Source organism: Vibrio sp. Y42_MX_L11, from assembly GCF_024181785.1.
GTDB classification, from domain to species: Bacteria; Pseudomonadota; Gammaproteobacteria; order Enterobacterales; family Vibrionaceae; genus Vibrio; species Vibrio diabolicus.
Genome location: NZ_JAMZAP010000008.1, coordinates 39,640 through 59,492, shown reverse-complemented (window position 1 = coordinate 59,492; position 19,853 = coordinate 39,640). Strand labels below are relative to the sequence as shown.

Sequence of the window (19,853 nt, the reverse complement as noted above, 5' to 3'; positions counted from 1 at the left end):
TTGGTGACCACTATTATTTGATCAGCTTCGAAACCGCCCAACCAGCAAGGAAGGCACAGCCTATGCTCAGCAATGGGCGCTCCTTGATTACATTTTCTGCCGACTTAGTCGCCTGCTGAACTTGCTGTGCACCGACATCCAGCTTCTCTTTGGCTTGATCTTTCATCGCGCCAACGGCTTCCGTCGTGGCTTGTTCCGCTAAGTGATATGCTTCTTCTAACTGCTCTTGAGGTTTTACTGTGCTTTCTTTTGTAGTAGCCATAACTAGCCTCCATTAATGAGTTGAATAGTGAATCAAGTGAAACAATGTTTGACCTCACTTACTCCCTACAAAGCCATATCCATGCCAGAATTTTAAGTTGTTGTTTTTTATTGATTTTATTTTTATTTCGATAAAAAGCCGTATCTGTACGTGTAATTCTTTCCAGGCTTTCCCCGCCATTCTTGTAATTTTTTCTTAGCGCCTTACCGACTGTTAGCAATTTATTGCAAAACAAGACATTAAGTCACTGATTAATAAGACTTAAAACTCATTGGCATACAACCTGCAATTGAAGATGAACATCGTGTTTGTATTCCATACGCTCAAACACCCCTATCACCAGTAAATAAGGAGTGGCATATGAAAAATGAAAACATCGCCTCAATCATTGAGCTTATCGAAAGCGGAAATGAAATTTACAACAAGGCCATCGAGAACATCGACAACACTTCTTTGAATAATGTGTTGGTAGAACTGCTCAGAGTACGTGAGCGTGCAGTCATTGAGCTCACTCCCTACTCTCTAGCAAGTAACAATGAAGAATCTGCCGACGACACTCCGGTTTCCTACACCATCAAGGCGCGTGAGGTCTACAGCGACGTGATGAAGGAAGTGTCCTCTGACAAAGAGTCTATGTATTTAGAACAGCTTGAAGGTGTCGAAAGCAAGGTACTCAAAGAGATTGAGAATTTGATTACTTCCCACCCAGAGCAGGCGGATAACTCGGTTCTGCTGAAAGTTCGTAGCGATATAAAAAGCTGCAAAGAAAAACTCAGCAGCATCAGCCTTATTAGCTAAAACTTGGTGGTCGCCTTTGCAATAAAGCTCGGTATTGATCAAAGAAATGGCCAACTTGCTTTGGCCATTTCTGACAAGCCCACAGGCGCATTAACATAACCATCACGAGAAATGTCCCACGACAATAGTCATAAATAAAGAGGTCACTATGACATTGGATAACAATCGAGTAAGGGAGCTACTCGTAAAAATGACACACCATCGCCAAACGTGTTTGCCTCTCGTTAACCCGCAATCACATATGACACTCGCAAGAGCGGCATATCGATTCGTGAAAATAGAAAAAGTGATGATCAAAAAGATGGCGAAGCTGTTTTTCGACCAAGATGGTGAACAATTCATTGCAGAAAATGCCACCGAATACGGCGTTGCCGAGCTAGGTAATTACAAAGAAATGCATTTTATGAATAAATTACTGTTAGATGATTTAAAAGCCCTGCTTAGAGCCATTGACGACACCAACTTAACCGCACTTGTTTCTTATTGGTTAGCTGCTTTACAAGTTGAAAACGATGAAATTGAAAAGCACTTACCTCAGGGTGAGTAATTATACTCGCCCTTCTTTCTTCACTTTGTTTAACCCTCATCCCCAATCAACCTAATAAAAAGGTGCAGATAGACAAAAGCCGCTGCATCTACGCAGCGACCTTAATAGCCTTTTTACGACGCACACCAAATCATCAAACAGCACAGAAAAAGCGCCATGTAGAATACGAAGCAAATGGCGCGTTATCCGCGGATTACAGTGTTAAAGCGAAGCTGATTTACGTCTCTGGCTTGGAACAAATACGTTCAATGACTTTGGACGCAGCTTGATTGCCAGTTGCTCATCAGAATACAGTTCACCATCAATCACATACTCAATCGGTTTATTCGCAGAAATAGTGACGCTCTGAGCCGTCGCGTATTGAAAATGTGTCGATTCTTCCTGTGCACCTACGCTCGTTAATGTCAGATCCGACAAGGCGATAAGACGTCCGCCTAAAGACTCGGTGTTATCTAAATATGTGATATGCAGCTTGCCATCATCAGGCTGCGGCGCATCACCACCTTGGGCAAGCAACGTACTAAATGGAGCGATATTCGCAACGACAAAACTATGGACTTCAAGCGTTTGTGTATTATTGTCATATTTTCCATCTTCAGTTGGAGCGTCTAACGAAACGGTTAAAGCTTGCGTTTCTTCCGCCACTACAGCATTAAAAAAGCCGGTGAGGTAAGCGAGTTGTCCAAAAACATTTTTCTCTTCTCGCTGAGCGTGCTCGATCATCTTCTGTTCTAGCCCAATACCTAAGACCAACAAAATAAGCCGCTGATTACAGTCCGCAGTATCAATACGTTGGTAGTGTCCGCCAAGCAACGCTTCACACGCTTTTTCGACCGGTGAGAATTTTGCGCCAACGCCATAGAGCACATGACATAACGCATTGGCAGTTCCGAGCGGAACAATACCGAGTTTGAGGTCGGTATCCACCAATTGGCTCGCCACCTCTGTTACTGTGCCATCGCCACCAGCTACGATGATTTGCTTAGCTCCACTTTCTTTTGCCTGTTGTGTTAGCTGCTCGGCGCTGAGGTTTGTGGTGGTTTGATGAATACTCAAGCGATATTTTTTGGTTAGCTCACGAATCAAGTGCTGTTCGTTTTCCTCCCATTTACCGCCACCTGAAACAGGGTTAACCACCATCCAAGTGGATTGATCCAGCCCCAGTACGCCTTTTTCACTGATCGCTCGTAACGTTCTAATCTGTAATTTATTCAATCTCGCGGTACTGCGTACGTCATTGATTTTTTTCATCACGGATTCAACCGTCAGTGACGGGTCTTTGCTCAGTAAATACGCCGCCACAACAAACACTGAACGACCACGCCCTAACGCACAATGCACAACCACTGCCCGCGAGCACGAGATTTGAGTATCAATCCAGTTAATCGCATGGCGAAGGCGCTCTAGCGTTGGGGCTTTGTGGTCGAGTACCGGAATCGACAGGTAATGAAACTGCTTGTCGGTCATCGCGCTTTCAAGGCCTGCAAATTCTGCGGTGACATCGACAATACAAGAGATTTCATTGGATTCGAGAAAATCTAAGTCACTCTGAAACAAACGGCGAGATAGGTATAAATTGTCGCTGACTTTTTGGATTGGAGGTACTGTATCACGCCGTCTTTCCCAGGAGTTATACGCTCTAGCCCCCAATAAAAATGGGATGAATGCCCAGCGAATCCATCTGACAATCTTGCCATCTTGGTTTTTTCTAAAAATAGAGGGAATGTCGAATACGTAGGCTACGCTGACCAACGCTAAAGAAAGAGATATCCACAAGAACAGCAGACTAACAATAATTTGAGGCGCATAGATAGCGGCCAATAAACTGATCAGAGCGCCAAGAATATAATATTTGATGATAAACATTCGCTCTCCTTGCCTTCAGCGAGTGCACTTTTTAGTGGAATTTAGAATACGCGGGGGATTGAGCTTGGATACATGAACTTGAGTAAACGCCTTGATTGAGTGCCTTCCCGTGCCGAAATGGCACGAAAAGGTCCAACACTCTACCTAGCTTGCCATCTCTTCAACATAACCATCCGCTAGTTTCATTTTCTGCTTATCGGTCATTACCTTACCGGCTAACTGGAAGAAACGCTGCTCTTCTTCCTCAAGATGGTGCAACACTTTGTGACGCAAGGTTTTCATTAGGTTGAGCCACGCTGGCGAGCTCATATCGGTTGCATCAAGCTGTGCAATCACTTTATCAATTTCATGATGCTCTGCGATGCCATGGCGAGTGAGATCAATGGTCTTATCGCTATCTATTAAAGGCGCGTAGAAAAATCGCTCTTCTGCCGCTGCGTGCTGTTCGAGTTCCTCTTTAAGGTTGTGATAAAACTCTTCACGAGCGGGGGAATCTCCAGACGTTTCCATCAGAGCATCGAGTAAAAGGCGTTGCTTTTCATGACTCTCTTTCAGTACATCAAATATGTTTTTCATCTTTGACTCCTTATCTGATTGTAAACAATTGGGACAAAAGGAAGGGCGGTGATTGACCGCCCCTCTCTTACATAGCTATGCGTAAAAACCTAACCTGATTCGGCTAACAGTCTTGGTCTTCAGCGTTTAGGTTTTCTTTAATGTTTTCACATTCATCTTCAATCGCATTTTGGGTTTCTTCGGCAGCTTCATCTATCTTTTTGCCGGCCTGTTCCATTGGCCCTTCTTCACTACAAGCTGCCAACGCAAACACCAAACCGAATACTGCGGCGATACGGTAAATAAATGACGTAAGTCGCATGGAATCTCCTATCTATTTACGTTTTTTCTTCCCAGCAGAACAATCACTATTGATACAATTAATGACAATAGGAATAGGTAAAATATCACTTGCGCGATAGAGGCAGCAGCTCCTGCAATACCGGTAAAGCCTAATAGTGCAGAAATTAGTGCCAGTGCCAGAAAAATAAACATCCAACGAACCATAGTGTTACCTCCTAATAAAAGTGGGTTAAATCACTCGGCTCGCTATTATTGAACCACTTCTAGCTTATCAATCACCTTATTTACGTCATTGGTGTTATTTGCAATTGAAATTGCAAGATCATGCTCCGCATCTGAATTAACTTTACCTGCCAACGTTACCGTTTTGTGTTCTGTCGTTACATCAATATCCGTGCCACTCACATTGGTATCCATTAGTAGGCGCGTTTTAACTATAGTCGTGATTTTAGAATCGGTCAGTGTAGCTAAAGCTTCTGAATCAGTTTCTTTCTTGCCTTCATTCACTACTGACAATTCGTTGTTTACTTTTTTCACACCATCAAGACCAGTAACAAGCTCTTCGGCAAGTGATTTTTCAAGATCATTGTTTACCGAACCAGAAAGGGTAACGACCTGATTCTCAACATCGGTATTGATATCAAAAGAGTTGAGATTGCTGTTTAGCAGTAGTGTGGTTTCAGCTTTACCATCTAGCCAAGCGTCCATGGATTCTTTTTCCCATTTATCACTCGCTAAGACTGCTGTAGATGAAGTAGCAAGAACTGACGTAAGTACAATTTTAGCTGCGATGTTATTCATGGTAATTCTCCTTTATTGACGTTGCACTTCCCTAGGAGCAAACCATGTGCCAACTTTATAACTCATTGTTTTTAAGTGACTAATAAAGGAAAGAGGTAAAAAAGAGATGAGCAATAAAGTATAAGCATGAATTATTTACACGTAAAGAATGTAATTTTTAATCGGTGATAAAGCCTCCGTCACTTGTGCCGAAATAACCTGATAAAACAGAAAGGCTATTTCTCCAGAATCAATTAATAGCAAAATTATTATTTTAAAAATAAAAATCTGAACAAAAGGAAATATCTACTGATGGCTCTCACCGATATATATCAAAAAGGGGCTAACAACATAAAAATACCGAACAAATCCTTAAATCTATGCTGACAATATTTTGTCTTGTGAAGTGAGAATAATCCACGTACATTGTTTCTGTCATAGTAAAGAGGACATTTCTATGTCGATGCCAAGCCTGTTTCTAAGAATACAAGATCCATCACTTAAAAATGCCATCGCTTCTTGCCAGGAACTGAACAAATTTCGTCTGCATGACATCGATGCCGCAGACCAATGGATTGAAGATTTCCTACAACTCAAACCGGAAGTTGCGATTGTTGAAGTCGCCCACTTTACTAGTGCAGATTATCAACGTCTTTCTAATATCGAAGACATCTACGATATGGACTTGATCATCATTAGCTCAGGCGCTCCAAACGAGAACTTGGATAAGCTGATGAACTTGGGTGCTATTTTTCACTACAGAAAGCCCGTTGATATTGCCATTCTGACGGACACCCTGAGCGAAGTCAGCCAGTACTATCAACACAAACAAGATCAAGGGCGTAAAGTGTCCACCAGCGATCTTGACCAATTTGGTCTTTTGGTCGGCTCTTCCTCTCCGATGCATCAGCTCTATCGTATGATCAGGCGCGTTGCTAAAACCGAAGCCAACGTCCTTATTGTCGGTGAAAGTGGATCAGGCAAAGAACTGGTGGCGCAGACCATCCACTTAGCGAGTGAGCGTAAACAACAGCCCTTTATAGCGATTAACTGTGGTGCCATTAGCCCTGAATTGGTTGATAGTGAACTGTTTGGCCATGAGAAAGGCGCTTTTACCGGAGCAAATAAAACTCACCAAGGTGTATTTAAGCAGGCAGAGGGCGGCACCCTATTTTTAGATGAAATCACCGAGATGCCTATCGAGCATCAAGTGAAGCTATTGCGGGTACTAGAAACCGGAGAGTATCGCCCAGTTGGCAGTAATACGGTTCATATCGCTAATACTCGCATCATTGCTGCTACAAACCGTGATCCTAAAATCGCCATTGAGGAGCAGTTCCTGCGTGAAGATCTGTTTTTCCGGTTATCGCATTTCCCATTAACGATACCGCCACTGCGAGAACGAGGCGGTGATATCGTCGGTCTGGCCAAGCACTTTATTGCACACCGCAACGCCAATGAGGCAAAAACCAAAACGATTCTTGACTCTGCGATCCAAAAAATCGCTGCACACGACTGGCCAGGTAATGTCCGTGAGCTCAAACACACGATCGAGCGTGCATTTATTTTGGCTGATGACACCATCCGAGATGAACACCTGATCTTCGACACACCACCATTGGAAACAGGCACCAGCATCGAAGACCTTGTTCCGGCGGGCGTTTCACTAGAAGAGCTAGAAAAAGCCGCCATTCTCAATACCCTTGAAGAGAATCAAGGCAATAAAACGGAATCAGCGCAGGAGTTAGGCATTAGCGTGAAAACGCTCTATAACAAACTCGAAAAGTATCAAGACGAGTAACTCGCTATGGGAATACAAAAAAAGCACTGACTTTTATTCAGTGCTCTTTTTGTATCTTATCTTTTATGCAGTTAGGCTGCGTTTGGTGTTTGATTAAACCCACTGCCCCGCAACAAAGCCGCTCGACCAGCACCACTGAAAATTGTAGCCCCCTAGCCAACCAGTCACATCCATCACTTCACCAATAAAATAAAGCCCTTTAATGTCTTTGCATTCCATGGTTTTCGAGGATAAGTGATCAGTATCGACACCGCCGAGTGTCACTTCCGCAGTTCGGTAGCCTTCGGTGCCATTCGGGGCGATATCCCAATGCTCTAGACGCTCCACAATCGCCGCAAGCTCCTTTTGATTGAACTGTTTTAGCGGTTTATCGACTAGCTCTTTACGTTCAATTAAGACTTCAACCAGACGCTTAGGCAGCACTTTGGCAAGCGTATTCTTGAGTGACTGATTTGGATGCTTCTCACGACTGCGTTCTAATAACTCAGCAACATCATCGTTTGGCACAAGATTGATCAACACCTTTTGTCCGGCCCGCCAGAATGAAGAAATCTGTAACACTGCTGGACCAGATAAACCACGATGTGTGAACAACAGGGCTTCTTTGAACATGGTGCCATCTTCAGCCGTAATTTCCGCAGGTACCGCGATACCAGATAACTCAGCAAAGTCTTCTTTGTCTTCTTTATGCAGAGTAAATGGTACAAGACCTGCCGTGGTTGGGATAACTCGAAGACCAAATTGTTCCGCGACTTTATAACCAAATGGTGTCGCTCCCAGTTTTGGCATCGACAAGCCACCTGTTGCGATAACTAAAGACTCACATTCGACAATCTCAGTACCAGCATGCAAACGAAAGCCTTCATCAATTTTTTCAATCGAATGAACATCGCATTGGTAACGCTGCTCGATGTTCGGCATGTCACACTCAGCTAACAACATCTTCACGATATCTTTGGCCGTAAATGCATCGACACAAAACAACTGGCCGTGATCACGCTCTTCGAACTCAATGCCATGTTTACACACCATCGAGATGAAATCCCAGTTAGTGTATTGGGAGAGCGCCGACTTAACAAAGTGCGGGTTTTGACACAAATAGTGATTAGCTGAAACGTCGTAGTTAGTGAAGTTACAACGACCACCGCCCGAGATAAGGATTTTACGTCCTGGCTTTTTAGCATGATCGAGCACCAAAACACGGCGGCCTCGCTTGCCTGCTTCTGCAGCACACATTAAACCTGCTGCGCCTGCGCCAATTACAACAACATCAAATTTCTTACTCATCGGTAGCTCTTAGACTGATTGGTATCGAATCAAAATAAAAAAGGATGTGCACATTGCACATCCTTGCTTTCTAGGCGCGACATTCTACCGACAAATACCGAAAGGGAAAAGCGCTTAAACTCTAAGCGCTCTGTATGTACGTAAAATCTCAGACAGAACAACTATCTAGATCATCGACTCTTAGAGAATGAAGGCAGCAAGTAGCGTCACGCCGAGCAACGCAGTCGATAGAACAAACAATTCACGCACTCTTTCACACTTACCAGTAAAAATTTCATCGTGGTGATGATGATATTCTTTACTTTTAATGTAGTGATACAACCTCACCTGCTTGGTGACATTTCCATGAGTGGTAAAAAAACCATTACCATCAACTTGCTGATATAACAGCGGATGCGCTTCACGCATGATATAAATTAGAGAACGAAGAGCGGTGAGATACCGGACCATATTAACTCCAGTTACCACCATTAGCGCAAATAAGATTGTGTCTCCACTGATCATCTTTTCCTCCCTACATCTTCAACAATGCTCAAGAGAAAAAGACGACCAACACTTCGTCTTTACCCGCTACTTACAACGTCCCAAAACGCGTTTACGCAGCTGGAGCATCCATGATTGAAGATGAACCTTCTTTCGCCATTTGTGCTAGATCTTTGTCGATGAAGAACAACGCTTTACCGTCTTCACCTACCAGTTCGATCTTATCTAAAATCCCTTTAAACAACTTCTCTTCTTCGTGCTGTTCTGACACGTACCACTGTAGGAAGTTAAACGTTGAGTAGTCTTGGCTAGTAAATGCAACGTGCGCCAGTTTGTTGATTTTTTCCGTTATCATTTGCTCATGTTCAAATGTCTCGCGGAAAACGTCACCTAGGCTCGCAAAGTCATGCTTTGGCGCATCAATAGCGCCTAAGATTGGCATTGAGCCAGTTTCACTCACGTAAGTGAATAGGCGTTGCATGTGCTCCATTTCTTCTACGGCGTGAGCGCGTAAAAATTCAGCCGCACCTTCAAAACCTTTGTCTTCACACCAAGCACTCATTTGTAAGTATAGATTGGATGAGAAAAATTCTAGGTTAATTTGCTCATTCAATTGTTCGACCATAGTTTGAGACAGCATGTTAACTCCTATTATTGTGCATGCAATATACCCAAGTAACCTCGAAATAAATGACGCTGCGAGAATAGCTTGGTCTGGCAGACACGGCGAAGTTTCACTTCAACTCTAGTCAGTAACACTACGCTTATTTCAGCATATCAAAGTCACTTGGGTATAACGCCACTATAACATGATTACTGAGACAAGACTTTGTACCTACGGCACCGATATGAGATCACTTCAGCAAATTTTTTTTGGGGTTGGTGCTAATCTAAAACTATGACCTTACAAGGAGATAGCAATATGAGTTACAAACACATACTTGTGGCAGTCGACCTTTCAGACGACAGTAAAGTGTTGATTAAGAAAGCCGTATCACTGGCTAAACCTCTGGATGCGAAAGTCTCTTTTATTCACATCGACGTGAACTACGCAGAACTCTACACCGGGCTTATCGATATCAATATGGCAGAAGCGCAACATCAAGCAATGGAAGCATCGCGCACACAATTGGCAAACTTCGCTGAATATGCGCAATACCCAATTGCCCATACTTTAGTCGGTAGTGGCGATTTGAGTAATGAGCTGTGCGATACCATTCAAGACTACAGTATCGATTTGGTGGTTTGTGGTCATCACCAAGATTTCTGGAGCAAGATTCTATCTTCGACTCGACAGCTGATTAACTGCTCACCAGTCGATATGCTGGTCGTACCGCTAAAAGACTGATTGGCGCAGCGATAAAACTTGGTTAGACTGCGGGCACATTTGTTGTTGATAAAGATTCTCATCCATGGCTTATCTATCCGCAGTTACCCTACTTTGGGCATTCTCATTTAGCCTGATCGGCGTTTACCTCGCCGGTCAGGTTGATTCTTGGTTCTCGGTGTTCATGCGCGTGGCACTGGCGAGCCTGGTTTTCATTCCCTTTTTGAAATTCCGTGGCGTTAGCAAATCCCTAATCGCGAAACTGATGACTGTCGGTGGCTTCCAGCTCGGTTTGATGTATTGCTTCTACTACCAATCTTTTTTGCTCCTTTCCGTGCCAGAAGTATTGCTGTTCACTGTATTCACACCCATTTACGTCACGCTAATCTATGACTTCTTGAAAGGTCGCTTTTCACCTTGGTACTTAGTTACCGCTGCAATAGCCGTATTTGGTGCCGCCTGGATTAAATTTGCAGGCATTAATGAAGATTTCCTACTGGGCTTTTTGGTCGTACAAGGAGCAAACCTCTGCTTTGCCATCGGTCAGGTGGGCTACAAATATATCATGGAGAGTGAGCCCGTCGATTTGCCACAACACACCGTGTTTGGCTACTTCTACTTAGGTGCACTTTGTGTAGCAACCGTGGCTTTCGCGCTCATGGGTAACCTCGACAAACTACCAACCACTACAACGCAATGGGGCATTCTGACATACCTTGGGTTGATTGCTTCTGGTTTTGGTTACTTTGCTTGGAACAAAGGCGCGACTATGGTGAACGCAGGGGCACTGGCAGTAATGAACAATGCATTGGTTCCGGCGGGCTTGATTGTAAACATTGTGATTTGGAACCGCGATGTTGATGTCATGCGACTCGCCATTGGCGGTGCGATCATCATGCTATCCCTATGGATTAACGAAACCTGGGTGAAAAAGCGCGTAGAGATGAGTTACGCCAATAAGTAACGCAGCTAATCCTATAAACATTTCGACAATAAAAAACGCTCTCCGACTGGAGAGCGTTTTTTGTTTGATTAATGCACTTTGGCTTGTGAGATTGCGTTCATCAAAGCATTAGGTGGAGTTGGCAGCAACACTTCTAGTTTCGCATTGCGCGCTTCAAGCTTGCGCTGACGCTTAAGTAACTTTTGTTGTTTTTTCGCCACTTTTAGCAACTTCTTTTGCTGCTTATAGTGCTTTTTCAGTGTTTTTTTCGCTTTCTTGAGCGATTTTTTATCCGCTAAATCAAACCATACTGGTGCGTCGGCTCTTACTGGCTCCGGAGATTTTTCGGCTTGTTTTTTCTCTTTCACACGCTCAACAACACGCCTCACAATCGCGGCTTTTTCGTTGCTTTGTTTAGTGGTCACTGGAATCGCTTGTGCTGGCAGAGCTTCAACCAATAAGCCACATGCTTGTTGCTCACTCAATGGCTTGTCTTGGCATTTTTGTGGAGGAATTGCGGCTGGCTTACAAAGGGTATCTTTGGCCGATGAAGAGCGTGCGCAAGAACGACAAACGAATTTTGGTGCGACAACTAAACGATGGATATCACCAAGTTCTGCCGCGATCTGTTTGCGACTCATTTTACATAAACGTTTAGCCATTCTACTACTCCAGCTTCCCAGTTATCGACCGCATCACAACAAGTGAAATAATAATAATTCTTAGTTAGATATACAGTCAGGGAAGGGAATTAGCAAGAGAAAACTATCAATAGTGTTCAGGAAAGAATGGCAGCGTCACAGCACTTGGTTCAATGCTGTGACGAGAAGTTTTTGCGAGTCAGGAGGTTATGCCATCGAGGCTTTGACGTAGACGTCGAAACGATTCTTTTTGGTTTCAATCGCCATGCTTGGCTTTTGCTCGTTCAGCCAATTCGCGTAGTCCGGGCGCTTAACTACTACACGCTTTGTGGCTAACGCCATGGCTGGTCCTAGTAGGCCATCGGCGTCCAAATCAGCGCCAACCAACGATTGGAAAACGCGCATTTCTTTTTTCACGAGCGCCGACTTCTTTTTATTTTCTGGGTGCGGATACATCGGGTCAAGATACACCACATCTGGCTGGACAAAGTCTTTATCTTGCGCCAATTGTTCCAGCGCATCATGGCTAGAAGCATGGATTAGCGACATGCGCTCAGATACCCAGGTGCCGATTTCTGGGTCTTGTTTCGCTCGATCCAAGCCATCATCTAACAAAGCCGCTACGACTGGATGACGCTCGACCATCTGCACTTTACAACCTAGCGAGGCGAGCACAAACGCATCACGACCAAGACCTGCCGTGCCGTCTAACACGGTTGGCGTTGCCCCTTTGTTCAACCCCGCAGCTTTCGCAATTGCCTGGCCTTTACCACCACCGAACTTGCGACGATGACCGACCGCACCACCAATCAAATCCACAAAGATTGCACCCAGCTTTGGCTCATCCACTTTACGTAGCTCCAAACGCTCGGTGGTTAGCACCAAAGCAAAATCGCTATCGTCAGTGTGTGAGAGCTGCCAACGCGCAGCGAGTTCATCAAGATGAGATTGTTGAGACGGGTTTTCACAGATCAATTGCAGTTGCAAAAGGAGGCTCCAATAAAAATCGAGGTAACTGGCGCTGAGTGTATACCTAAGTTACCTATTAATGCTAGGTTGAGCTTGCTACGCAGAGGTTATACAGCCATCAGTTGCTCCACTAGCTCAGAAAGCGGCTTAGGATGGCCAATACCGTAGCCTTGGCCGTAGTCCACACCGAGGTCTATCAAATGCTGCATGACCTGGTCATTTTCGACAAACTCCGCCACCGTCACTTTGCCTAGTTGCTTCGCCAAGTCATTGATTGAACGAACCATCACGCGGTCCATTTCATTTACGTTGATATCTTGCACGAAAAGACCATCAATTTTCACGATATCGACAGGAAGTTTCTTTAAGTAACCAAATGAAGACAATCCAGATCCGAAATCATCCAATGCAATCATGCAACCCAAAGACTTTAGCTTGGTAAACAACTCAATGGCTTGATCCAGATTGCTCATCGCCGCTGTCTCGGTGATTTCTAAGCAGATTTTTTCACACGGCAGAGTCGAACTTTCCAATCGCTCCAATAAGAAGTCAATAAACTCTTGATTCCCCATAGATTGACCTGAAAGGTTTATCGAACAGCGACCAAGCTGTTCAACCACCTCAGGACGCTGTTCAAACCACTCTAGTGTTTGAGTAATAACCTGCTTATCAATCCAATGGGCAATGTTGTAGCGCTCGGAAGCAGGGATAAACAGCGCAGGAGAAACATAATCACCGTACCCATTGCGAATACGCACCAAAATCTCAAAATACATTTGAGTCTCGTGCTTTTGTAAGCTTTTTATCGGTTGAGCAAACAGTTCTAAACGTTGATTCGACAATGCCTCATGCACCAAATTGACGCTCTGCATTTCCATCTGACGACGCTGCAACTCTTCGTTATCTAAGCTGAATAGATTATAGCGGTTACGGCCTTGCTCTTTAGCGGCGTGACAAGCAGAGTCTGCTTGAGCGTGCACCATTTGTGGCGTATCAGCGGTATGATCGATGATACGGATACCAATTGAGCAACTGATGAACAGGCGTGTGTCTTCCCAAATAAAGAGGTGTTCGCTTAGTGTCGAGATGATCAGTTTGGCAATATTGATGGCGCCATATTCGTCACAGTCTTTGAGTAACACCGCAAACTCATCGCTTCCCATTCGAGCCAAGATGGAATTGTACGGCAGAACGCCTTCCAGCATACTTGCGCAGAATTGAATCGCCGCATCACCTGCATCATGCCCAACCGTATCATTGAGGACTTTTAGTTGATCTAAGTCGAGGTACAACATGGCGTGGACTCGACGATGGCTGTCCACTTCGCACAGTGCGGTCTTAAGCTCTAGTTCAAAATGGTTTCTGTTGTAAGTCCCCGTCAGTAAGTCATAGCGAGCTTGGTATTCCAATTTCTCGGAGAGCAGTTTGGTTTCGGTAATATCTTCGCCCACAATCAGCAGTTGCTCAGATTCACTCAGCGGACGAATATTCTCGCGCACCCAAACACGATGACCATTTGCATGACGATACTCGACTTCACGTCGCCAAACACCATGCACTTGCTGGTTGGGTTGCAATAACACTTGGCGAGGGAACAGCACTTTGTCATCAAAATAGAACTCCCTCAGGCGATGTCCGAGCATGTCCATCGGTTTGTAGCCAAGAAGTAGTTGAGCAAATCGATTCACTTCTTGAATTCGGTTATTACTATCAAGCGTCACCATCATCACGGGCTGCTGCTCATAATAGTTGCGTAGGGTTGACTCACGTTGGTAGAGCTTGTCCTCCATCAATTTACGACTGGTAATATCGCGCGCTTCAAACAAGTATTGCTTATGATTCCCTACTTGCTGAGAAAAAGGCTTGAGCGAAACTTCTAACACCAAGGCGCCGTGTTCTTTACTCCAAATTTCAGCTTCAAACGTCGACACTTGATGGTGAGGCGCATGGAAATACTCCTCTAGCAGCGCTTGGGCTTTCTCACTCCAGTTGGGATGAAACCAAAGTGGTCGGTCTAAACGCAGTCCTTGGTGATAAAGTAAGGATTGAAGGTGATCGTTGCCCGATTTAAGCACACCGTTGGCATCCAAAATGCCCATATACTGCATGCTCTGATCGAAAATCGATTCTAGAATAGCCTGGCTTTCTCGCGCAGCGCTCTCACTGCGACGCATCCGCTGTAAATAATAACCCATCAGCAAAATGACCACCGACATCACCACAAACAGACTACCAAACAGGCGAATTTCCTTGGCAAAACGTTCAGAAAGCTTCATTGGCTTATTAAAAAATACCGCAGAAACCTCTTGTTCAGCCCCCAATCCCCAACGCGCTACCGCTTGGTAATCGAGCTTTATTTCAGAATCACTTTTTTTCACGGCAGGCAGAGGCTGATCAGGGTTATCCAAAACGAATTCAAGCATCTCTGCACTCTCAATACCATGCCGATAACCACTTTGAATAACCCCTCCAACTGCGCCATGACCCAAACCAATGTCATGCACCATAAACAGCGGCGCGTTTGAGACTTTGTTGACACCAACCCAGTCACGCTCGCTGCCAACCATACCTTGTTTATCTCGGTAATAGGTCCAGAACAAGACGACTTTATCGGAACTCAGTTTTGCGACTTGTTGTTTTAGATCGATGATGCTGTCTGGGACAAGTTGTACGATTTTGTCTCGATATTGCGGGAACTTGAGGACAAAATTGTCGATTTGATAACGCAACACCTCACCGGTCACCGAGTGGTCACTGACGATGAGAACTTGTGTGTAGTTCGGATGTAAGCGCTCAATAAGAGCGAGATTCGCTTCCAAATCGACATCTTCCATGACTCCGGTTGCATTCAGAGAACGATGTAAAGAAGGATGGTAGTTATTAATGCCGTTAAATATAACTGGGGTGTCTTTGATGATTGGGGCTAAACGCTGCATGAGTTCAAGCGCATTGTTATCGCTCACTAAAATGGCATCGAATCGCTCTTTGCGTAATTTCGTAAGATATAAGGATTTTAGTTGTGCAAAAAACTGCTCACTCTGGTTACGTTTCGAGTCTAGATAGAGCACACGCATGTCCAGCGCTCGATCGCCCAGCTGTTGCTCGATGCCTCGCTGTATGGAGTCCGTCCAGAAAAAAACCTGATGATAGGAGTGCACGACCAACACCTTCGGATCTGAGGCCGTAGCAAACGCGCTCCAACATAGCGCGGCAATAACCAGAAAACGCTGCACATTATCTCCATAGCTCGGAGTTAACCCGCAGTTACTCCTGCCAAACCTTGTGAATCCTATCCGCTATGAGTATAAAAGGGAGGTAAAACTCTATCCCTAACGGAAATCATAGTATGAATGCGAGCCTGCCGAAACTCGACGACCTTGACCGCGCAATATTAAAAACACTAATGGCTGACGCCAGAACGCCCTACGCAGAAATGGCAAAGCAGTTCGATGTCAGCCCTGCCACTATCCATGTGCGTATCGAGAAGATGAAGTCGGCTGACATCATCGAAGGAACGGAGGTGATCATCAATACTAAAAAGCTTGGCTACGATGTGTGCTGCTTTATTGGTATTAACCTCAATGCAGCTCGTGATTACCACTCCGCGTTAGAAAAACTCAACGCGCTCGACGAAGTCGTTGAAGCTTACTACACCACGGGCGCGTATAACATATTCGTCAAATTGATGTGCAAATCGATTGAAGAGCTGCAATTTGTACTGATCGACAAGCTGCAAGCCATTGATGAGGTTCAGTCCACGGAGACATTGATATCGTTGCAGAACCCGATCAACCGAAACGTAAATCCGTAAAATTTTTTATAAAAACTGTACAAAAAAGGCCAACCGAACGGTTGGCCTTGATGTTTTTTGCTCAATTTACGCCGCAATACCCGAATGGCGCAACAGTGCATCGATTTGTGGCTCGCGGCCACGGAAGCGCTTAAACAGCTCCATTGGCTCTTCACTGCCCCCCATTTCTAGGATGTTGTTCAGGAAGCTTAGACCCGTCTCTTTGTTGAAGATGCCTTCTTCTTCAAAGCGAGAATACGCGTCTGACGACAGCACTTCAGCCCACAGGTAGCTGTAGTAACCCGCACTGTAGCCACCAGCAAAAATATGGCCGAAGCTGTGTGAGAAACGCGCCCACTCAACCGCAGGAACTACCGCGACTTTCTCTTTCACTTTCGCCAGAGTTTCCAGTACACGCGCACCCACTTCAGGGTCATATTCGGTGTGAAGCGTGAAGTCGAACAAGCCGAATTCTAGCTGACGCAAAATACCCATCGCAGATTGGAAGTTTTTCGCTGCGAGCATTTTGTCTAGCATCGCTTTAGGTAGCGGCTCACCTGTCTCATAGTGACCAGAAATGAACGCCAGCGCATCCTCTTCCCAACACCAGTTTTCTAGGAACTGACTTGGTAGCTCAACCGCATCCCAAGGCACGCCATTAATACCTGAAACAGCACCTGTATCAACTTGCGTCAACATGTGGTGGATTCCATGACCAAACTCATGGAATAGCGTCACGACTTCATCGTGCGTGAACAGTGCTGGTTTGTCGCCCACTGGACGGTTGAAGTTACACGTTAGATACGCAACCGGCGTTTGCAGCTCGCCAGATAGCGTAACGCGACGACCACGACAATCATCCATCCACGCGCCGCCACGTTTGTGTTCACGAGCGTAGAGATCTAGGTAGAAACTGCCACGGAGTGTGCCTTCAGCATCAAAGATATCGAAAAAGCGCACGGACTCATGCCAAGTGTCTACGCCTTCGCGCTCAGTAACGGTCATGCCAAACACGCGGTTTAGCACTTCAAACAGACCGCTCACGACTTTTGACTCTGGGAAGTATGGGCGCAGTTCTTCATCCGAAATTTGGAACAGGTGCTGCTTTTGTTTCTCGCTGTAGTAAGCGATATCCCAAACGTTCAGCTCTTCAACACCAAACTCACTTTTCGCAAACTGACGTAACTCTTCGACTTCACGTTCACCTTGCGGTTTCGCTCGTGTCGCTAGGTCATTCAGGAAGCCCAGCACTTGATCCGGCGTTTCAGCCATCTTTGTTGCTAACGACTTTTCACTGTAAGTATTGAAACCTAGCATACGTGAAATTTCATGGCGCAGTTTTAGCTGCTCAGTAATGATTTCTGAGTTATCCCATTTGCCTGCGTTTGGACCTCGATCAGAAGCGCGCGTCACGTACGCTTCGTACACTTCTTTACGCAACTCTTGGTTATCGCAGTACGTCATGACAGGTAGGTAAGATGGGATATCTAGCGTAATGAGGTAACCATCTAACTCTTTTGCTTCTGCGGCAGCTTTCGCTGCTGCCAGCGCCGATTCTGGCATACCTGCTAGGTCTTTCTCGTCTGTGATGTGCTTGGTCCAACCCATGGTGGCATCCAGCACATTGTTAGAGAATTTAGAGCTCAGCTCAGACATACGTTTGCTGATCTCGCCGTAACGGTGCTGCTCATCGGATGGCAAACCAATGCCTGATAACTCGAAATCACGCAGTGCATCAGTGATGGTTTTCTGCTGGGCACGAGTTAACGTTGCAAATTCTTCGCTCGCTTTGATGGTTTTGTACGCTTCGTACAACCCTTTATGCTGACCAACCCAAGTGCCGTACTCTGACAAAATTGGTAGGCAACTTTCGTAAGCTTCACGTAGCTCTTCGCTGTTCACTACCGAGTTCATGTGACCCACTGGCGACCAGATGCGGCTTAAGCGATCATCCGCTTCTTCAATTGGCGCAATCACACTGTCCCAAGTTGGGTGAGCGTTGTCTTGTAGAACTTCATCGATTTTTGCTCGGCAGTCAGCAATCGCTTGCTCAACGGCAGGCTTGATGTGTTCTGGTTTAATTTGAGAAAACGGAGGTAGGTCCGTAAACGTCAGAAGAGGATTAGACATGAATAATTCCTTTTGTGTTTTGACTCTGTGATTGCCTGTCTATTTTGTGTAGATAGGCCAACTCAATGTACAGACGAGCCAGCAACATGGATTGGGGGAGCTCCGTTCCCTTTCTCTATGCCGCGATGACCATCTTATAGTCAACCAGCGCTACTCTGTCCTTGAGTCTTGTTATACCTAAATGAGATTTCACACCCTTTTGAGTGCGAGAAACTTACCTAGTTCAATTCGATTACCAATAGTAAGTGTGGGTGACTTAAAGAAATTTCAATAGCGTCCCCTTATCAGAGGAACAGATTTGATTGGAAGTTCTACATCTTTAAGTTACTTGAGTATAATACCGCCATAGAGTGAAAATCACAGACCACACTCAGCCAAAGAGTGTTTCGAGAGTTTAATTTGTTAAGTTACCGCCACAGCTTCCACGCTGGCAACCATGCCGACGTGGTCAAACACATCGTTCAAAGCCTCATTCTTGATGCGCTGAAACAAAAAGATAAGCCATTCGTTTATCACGATACCCACTCGGGTGTAGGCCGTTACGATCTGACTCACGAATGGTCTGAAAAAACGGGCGAATACAAACAAGGCATCGCACGTATTTGGGATAACCCAAGCATTCCTGAAGACATCAAAAGCTACATCGATGCCATTAAAGTGCTCAACAACGGCGAGAAGCTGCGTTACTACCCAGGCTCACCACGTGTGGCGCGCGCGCAAATCCGCCCACAAGATCGCATGGTGCTGACCGAGTTGCACCCGGCCGATCACCCATTGTTAGAGCAAGAATTCCATCGTGATCGCCAAGTGAGCATCTTCAAAGAGGACGGGTTCCAACGCCTCAAAGCAAGCTTACCGCCACAAGAACGTCGTGGTTTGGTGCTGATTGACCCACCATACGAACTCGCGAAAGAGTACCGCGATGTGGTGCGAGCGATTCATCAGAGCCATAAACGTTGGGCAACCGGTATCTACGCGATTTGGTACCCAGTGGTAAACCGTCACGACATCGAAGATATGATCGAAGGTTTGGAAGCACTCGGTATTCGTAAAATTCTGCAAATCGAGTTAGGTGTTGCACCAGATACCAACGAGCGCGGCATGACGGCATCCGGCATGATTGTGATTAACCCGCCATGGAAACTGGAAAGCCAGATGAAAGAGATTCTGCCATTCCTGCAAGACGCGATCGCACCAGCAACTGGCCACTGGAAAGTGGACTGGATTGTGCCAGAGTAAGCACTTCAGTACCGATATCTTCAAGCGCAACGATATTCTCGTTGCGCTTTTTTATGCTCTCACCTTCTCCCTCCAGTCGTGCTTATTCTTCTTTTTGTGCCTCTCATCGCTATTTGTCATAAGTATTGTCGC

Annotated in this window: 20 protein-coding genes; 7 read left to right on the top strand and 13 right to left on the bottom strand. The window is 45.4% G+C overall.

Annotation, left to right across the window (positions count from 1 at the left end; all coding sequences use genetic code 11):
- Positions 1-13: 13 nt before the first annotated feature.
- On the bottom strand, positions 14-262 hold the full coding sequence (locus NL643_RS10255; RefSeq protein WP_005379196.1) for a hypothetical protein: 249 nt from the start codon (positions 260-262) through the stop codon (positions 14-16).
- A gap of 360 nt (positions 263-622) precedes the next feature.
- On the opposite strand from NL643_RS10255, the gene NL643_RS10250 reads away from it, so the two are divergent.
- Positions 623-1,060, top strand: a complete 438-nt coding sequence (locus NL643_RS10250; protein ID WP_005379194.1) for a DUF2383 domain-containing protein — start codon at positions 623-625, stop codon at positions 1,058-1,060.
- A gap of 148 nt (positions 1,061-1,208) precedes the next feature.
- Complete coding sequence (locus NL643_RS10245; RefSeq protein ID WP_005379193.1) at positions 1,209-1,607, top strand: hypothetical protein; 399 nt, start codon at positions 1,209-1,211, stop codon at positions 1,605-1,607.
- 201 nt (positions 1,608-1,808) lie between these two features.
- Here the strand turns inward: NL643_RS10245 and NL643_RS10240 are convergent, their stop codons facing one another.
- The 5 genes from NL643_RS10240 to NL643_RS10220 form a co-directional block, all read right to left on the bottom strand.
- The gene (locus NL643_RS10240) at positions 1,809-3,473 is read right to left on the bottom strand and encodes a diacylglycerol kinase family protein (RefSeq protein WP_213911579.1); all 1,665 of its coding nucleotides are present in this window, start codon (positions 3,471-3,473) and stop codon (positions 1,809-1,811) included.
- 144 nt (positions 3,474-3,617) lie between these two features.
- On the bottom strand, positions 3,618-4,049 hold the full coding sequence (locus NL643_RS10235; protein WP_005379185.1) for a hemerythrin domain-containing protein: 432 nt from the start codon (positions 4,047-4,049) through the stop codon (positions 3,618-3,620).
- A gap of 103 nt (positions 4,050-4,152) precedes the next feature.
- A complete protein-coding gene (locus tag NL643_RS10230) occupies positions 4,153-4,350 on the bottom strand; it encodes a hypothetical protein (protein ID WP_005379178.1) in 198 nt (65 codons plus the stop codon).
- Positions 4,351-4,358: 8 nt separating this feature from the next.
- Positions 4,359-4,535, bottom strand: a complete 177-nt coding sequence (locus tag NL643_RS10225; protein ID WP_005379177.1) for a DUF1328 family protein — start codon at positions 4,533-4,535, stop codon at positions 4,359-4,361.
- A gap of 45 nt (positions 4,536-4,580) precedes the next feature.
- The gene (locus NL643_RS10220) at positions 4,581-5,132 is read right to left on the bottom strand and encodes a BON domain-containing protein (RefSeq protein WP_047103707.1); all 552 of its coding nucleotides are present in this window, start codon (positions 5,130-5,132) and stop codon (positions 4,581-4,583) included.
- Positions 5,133-5,568: 436 nt separating this feature from the next.
- Here NL643_RS10220 and NL643_RS10215 point away from each other — a divergent pair, with 436 nt between their 5' ends.
- Complete coding sequence (locus NL643_RS10215; RefSeq protein WP_005382945.1) at positions 5,569-6,912, top strand: sigma-54-dependent Fis family transcriptional regulator; 1,344 nt, start codon at positions 5,569-5,571, stop codon at positions 6,910-6,912.
- A 93-nt stretch (positions 6,913-7,005) separates the two neighbouring features.
- On the opposite strand, the gene NL643_RS10210 is transcribed toward NL643_RS10215, so the two are convergent.
- From NL643_RS10210 to ftnA, 3 genes are all read right to left on the bottom strand, one after another.
- On the bottom strand, positions 7,006-8,199 hold the full coding sequence (locus NL643_RS10210; protein WP_005382944.1) for an NAD(P)/FAD-dependent oxidoreductase: 1,194 nt from the start codon (positions 8,197-8,199) through the stop codon (positions 7,006-7,008).
- A 180-nt stretch (positions 8,200-8,379) separates the two neighbouring features.
- A complete protein-coding gene (gene uspB, locus NL643_RS10205) occupies positions 8,380-8,703 on the bottom strand; it encodes a universal stress protein UspB (protein ID WP_005379169.1) in 324 nt (107 codons plus the stop codon).
- 91 nt (positions 8,704-8,794) lie between these two features.
- Entirely contained in the window at positions 8,795-9,322 is a 528-nt protein-coding gene (gene ftnA / locus NL643_RS10200) for a non-heme ferritin (RefSeq protein WP_005379167.1), read from the bottom strand.
- Positions 9,323-9,604: 282 nt separating this feature from the next.
- On the opposite strand from ftnA, the gene uspA reads away from it, so the two are divergent.
- Both uspA and NL643_RS10190 read left to right on the top strand, forming a co-directional pair.
- Positions 9,605-10,030: a universal stress protein UspA gene (uspA, locus tag NL643_RS10195; RefSeq protein WP_005379165.1), complete on the top strand. Its 426-nt coding sequence runs from the start codon at positions 9,605-9,607 to the stop codon at positions 10,028-10,030.
- Positions 10,031-10,094: 64 nt separating this feature from the next.
- Entirely contained in the window at positions 10,095-10,973 is an 879-nt protein-coding gene (locus NL643_RS10190) for a carboxylate/amino acid/amine transporter (protein ID WP_025768287.1), read from the top strand.
- Positions 10,974-11,041: 68 nt separating this feature from the next.
- Here NL643_RS10190 and NL643_RS10185 read toward each other — a convergent pair whose 3' ends face one another.
- From NL643_RS10185 to NL643_RS10175, 3 genes are all read right to left on the bottom strand, one after another.
- Complete coding sequence (locus tag NL643_RS10185) at positions 11,042-11,614, bottom strand: hypothetical protein (protein ID WP_104975734.1); 573 nt, start codon at positions 11,612-11,614, stop codon at positions 11,042-11,044.
- A gap of 186 nt (positions 11,615-11,800) precedes the next feature.
- Complete coding sequence (locus tag NL643_RS10180) at positions 11,801-12,580, bottom strand: class I SAM-dependent methyltransferase (RefSeq protein WP_017635032.1); 780 nt, start codon at positions 12,578-12,580, stop codon at positions 11,801-11,803.
- An 89-nt stretch (positions 12,581-12,669) separates the two neighbouring features.
- Complete coding sequence (locus NL643_RS10175) at positions 12,670-15,795, bottom strand: EAL domain-containing protein (RefSeq protein WP_253644373.1); 3,126 nt, start codon at positions 15,793-15,795, stop codon at positions 12,670-12,672.
- A gap of 113 nt (positions 15,796-15,908) precedes the next feature.
- Between NL643_RS10175 and asnC the strand changes: the two genes are divergently transcribed.
- Positions 15,909-16,373, top strand: a complete 465-nt coding sequence (gene asnC, locus NL643_RS10170; protein WP_005389595.1) for a transcriptional regulator AsnC — start codon at positions 15,909-15,911, stop codon at positions 16,371-16,373.
- Between the two features lie 66 nt (positions 16,374-16,439).
- On the opposite strand, the gene prlC is transcribed toward asnC, so the two are convergent.
- Positions 16,440-18,482 carry an oligopeptidase A gene (prlC, locus tag NL643_RS10165; protein WP_017635033.1) on the bottom strand — a complete coding sequence of 681 codons (2,043 nt, stop codon included), beginning with the start codon at positions 18,480-18,482 and terminating at the stop codon, positions 16,440-16,442.
- 399 nt (positions 18,483-18,881) lie between these two features.
- Between prlC and NL643_RS10160 the strand changes: the two genes are divergently transcribed.
- Entirely contained in the window at positions 18,882-19,721 is an 840-nt protein-coding gene (locus tag NL643_RS10160; RefSeq protein WP_005379158.1) for a 23S rRNA (adenine(2030)-N(6))-methyltransferase RlmJ, read from the top strand.
- Positions 19,722-19,853 lie beyond the last annotated feature (132 nt).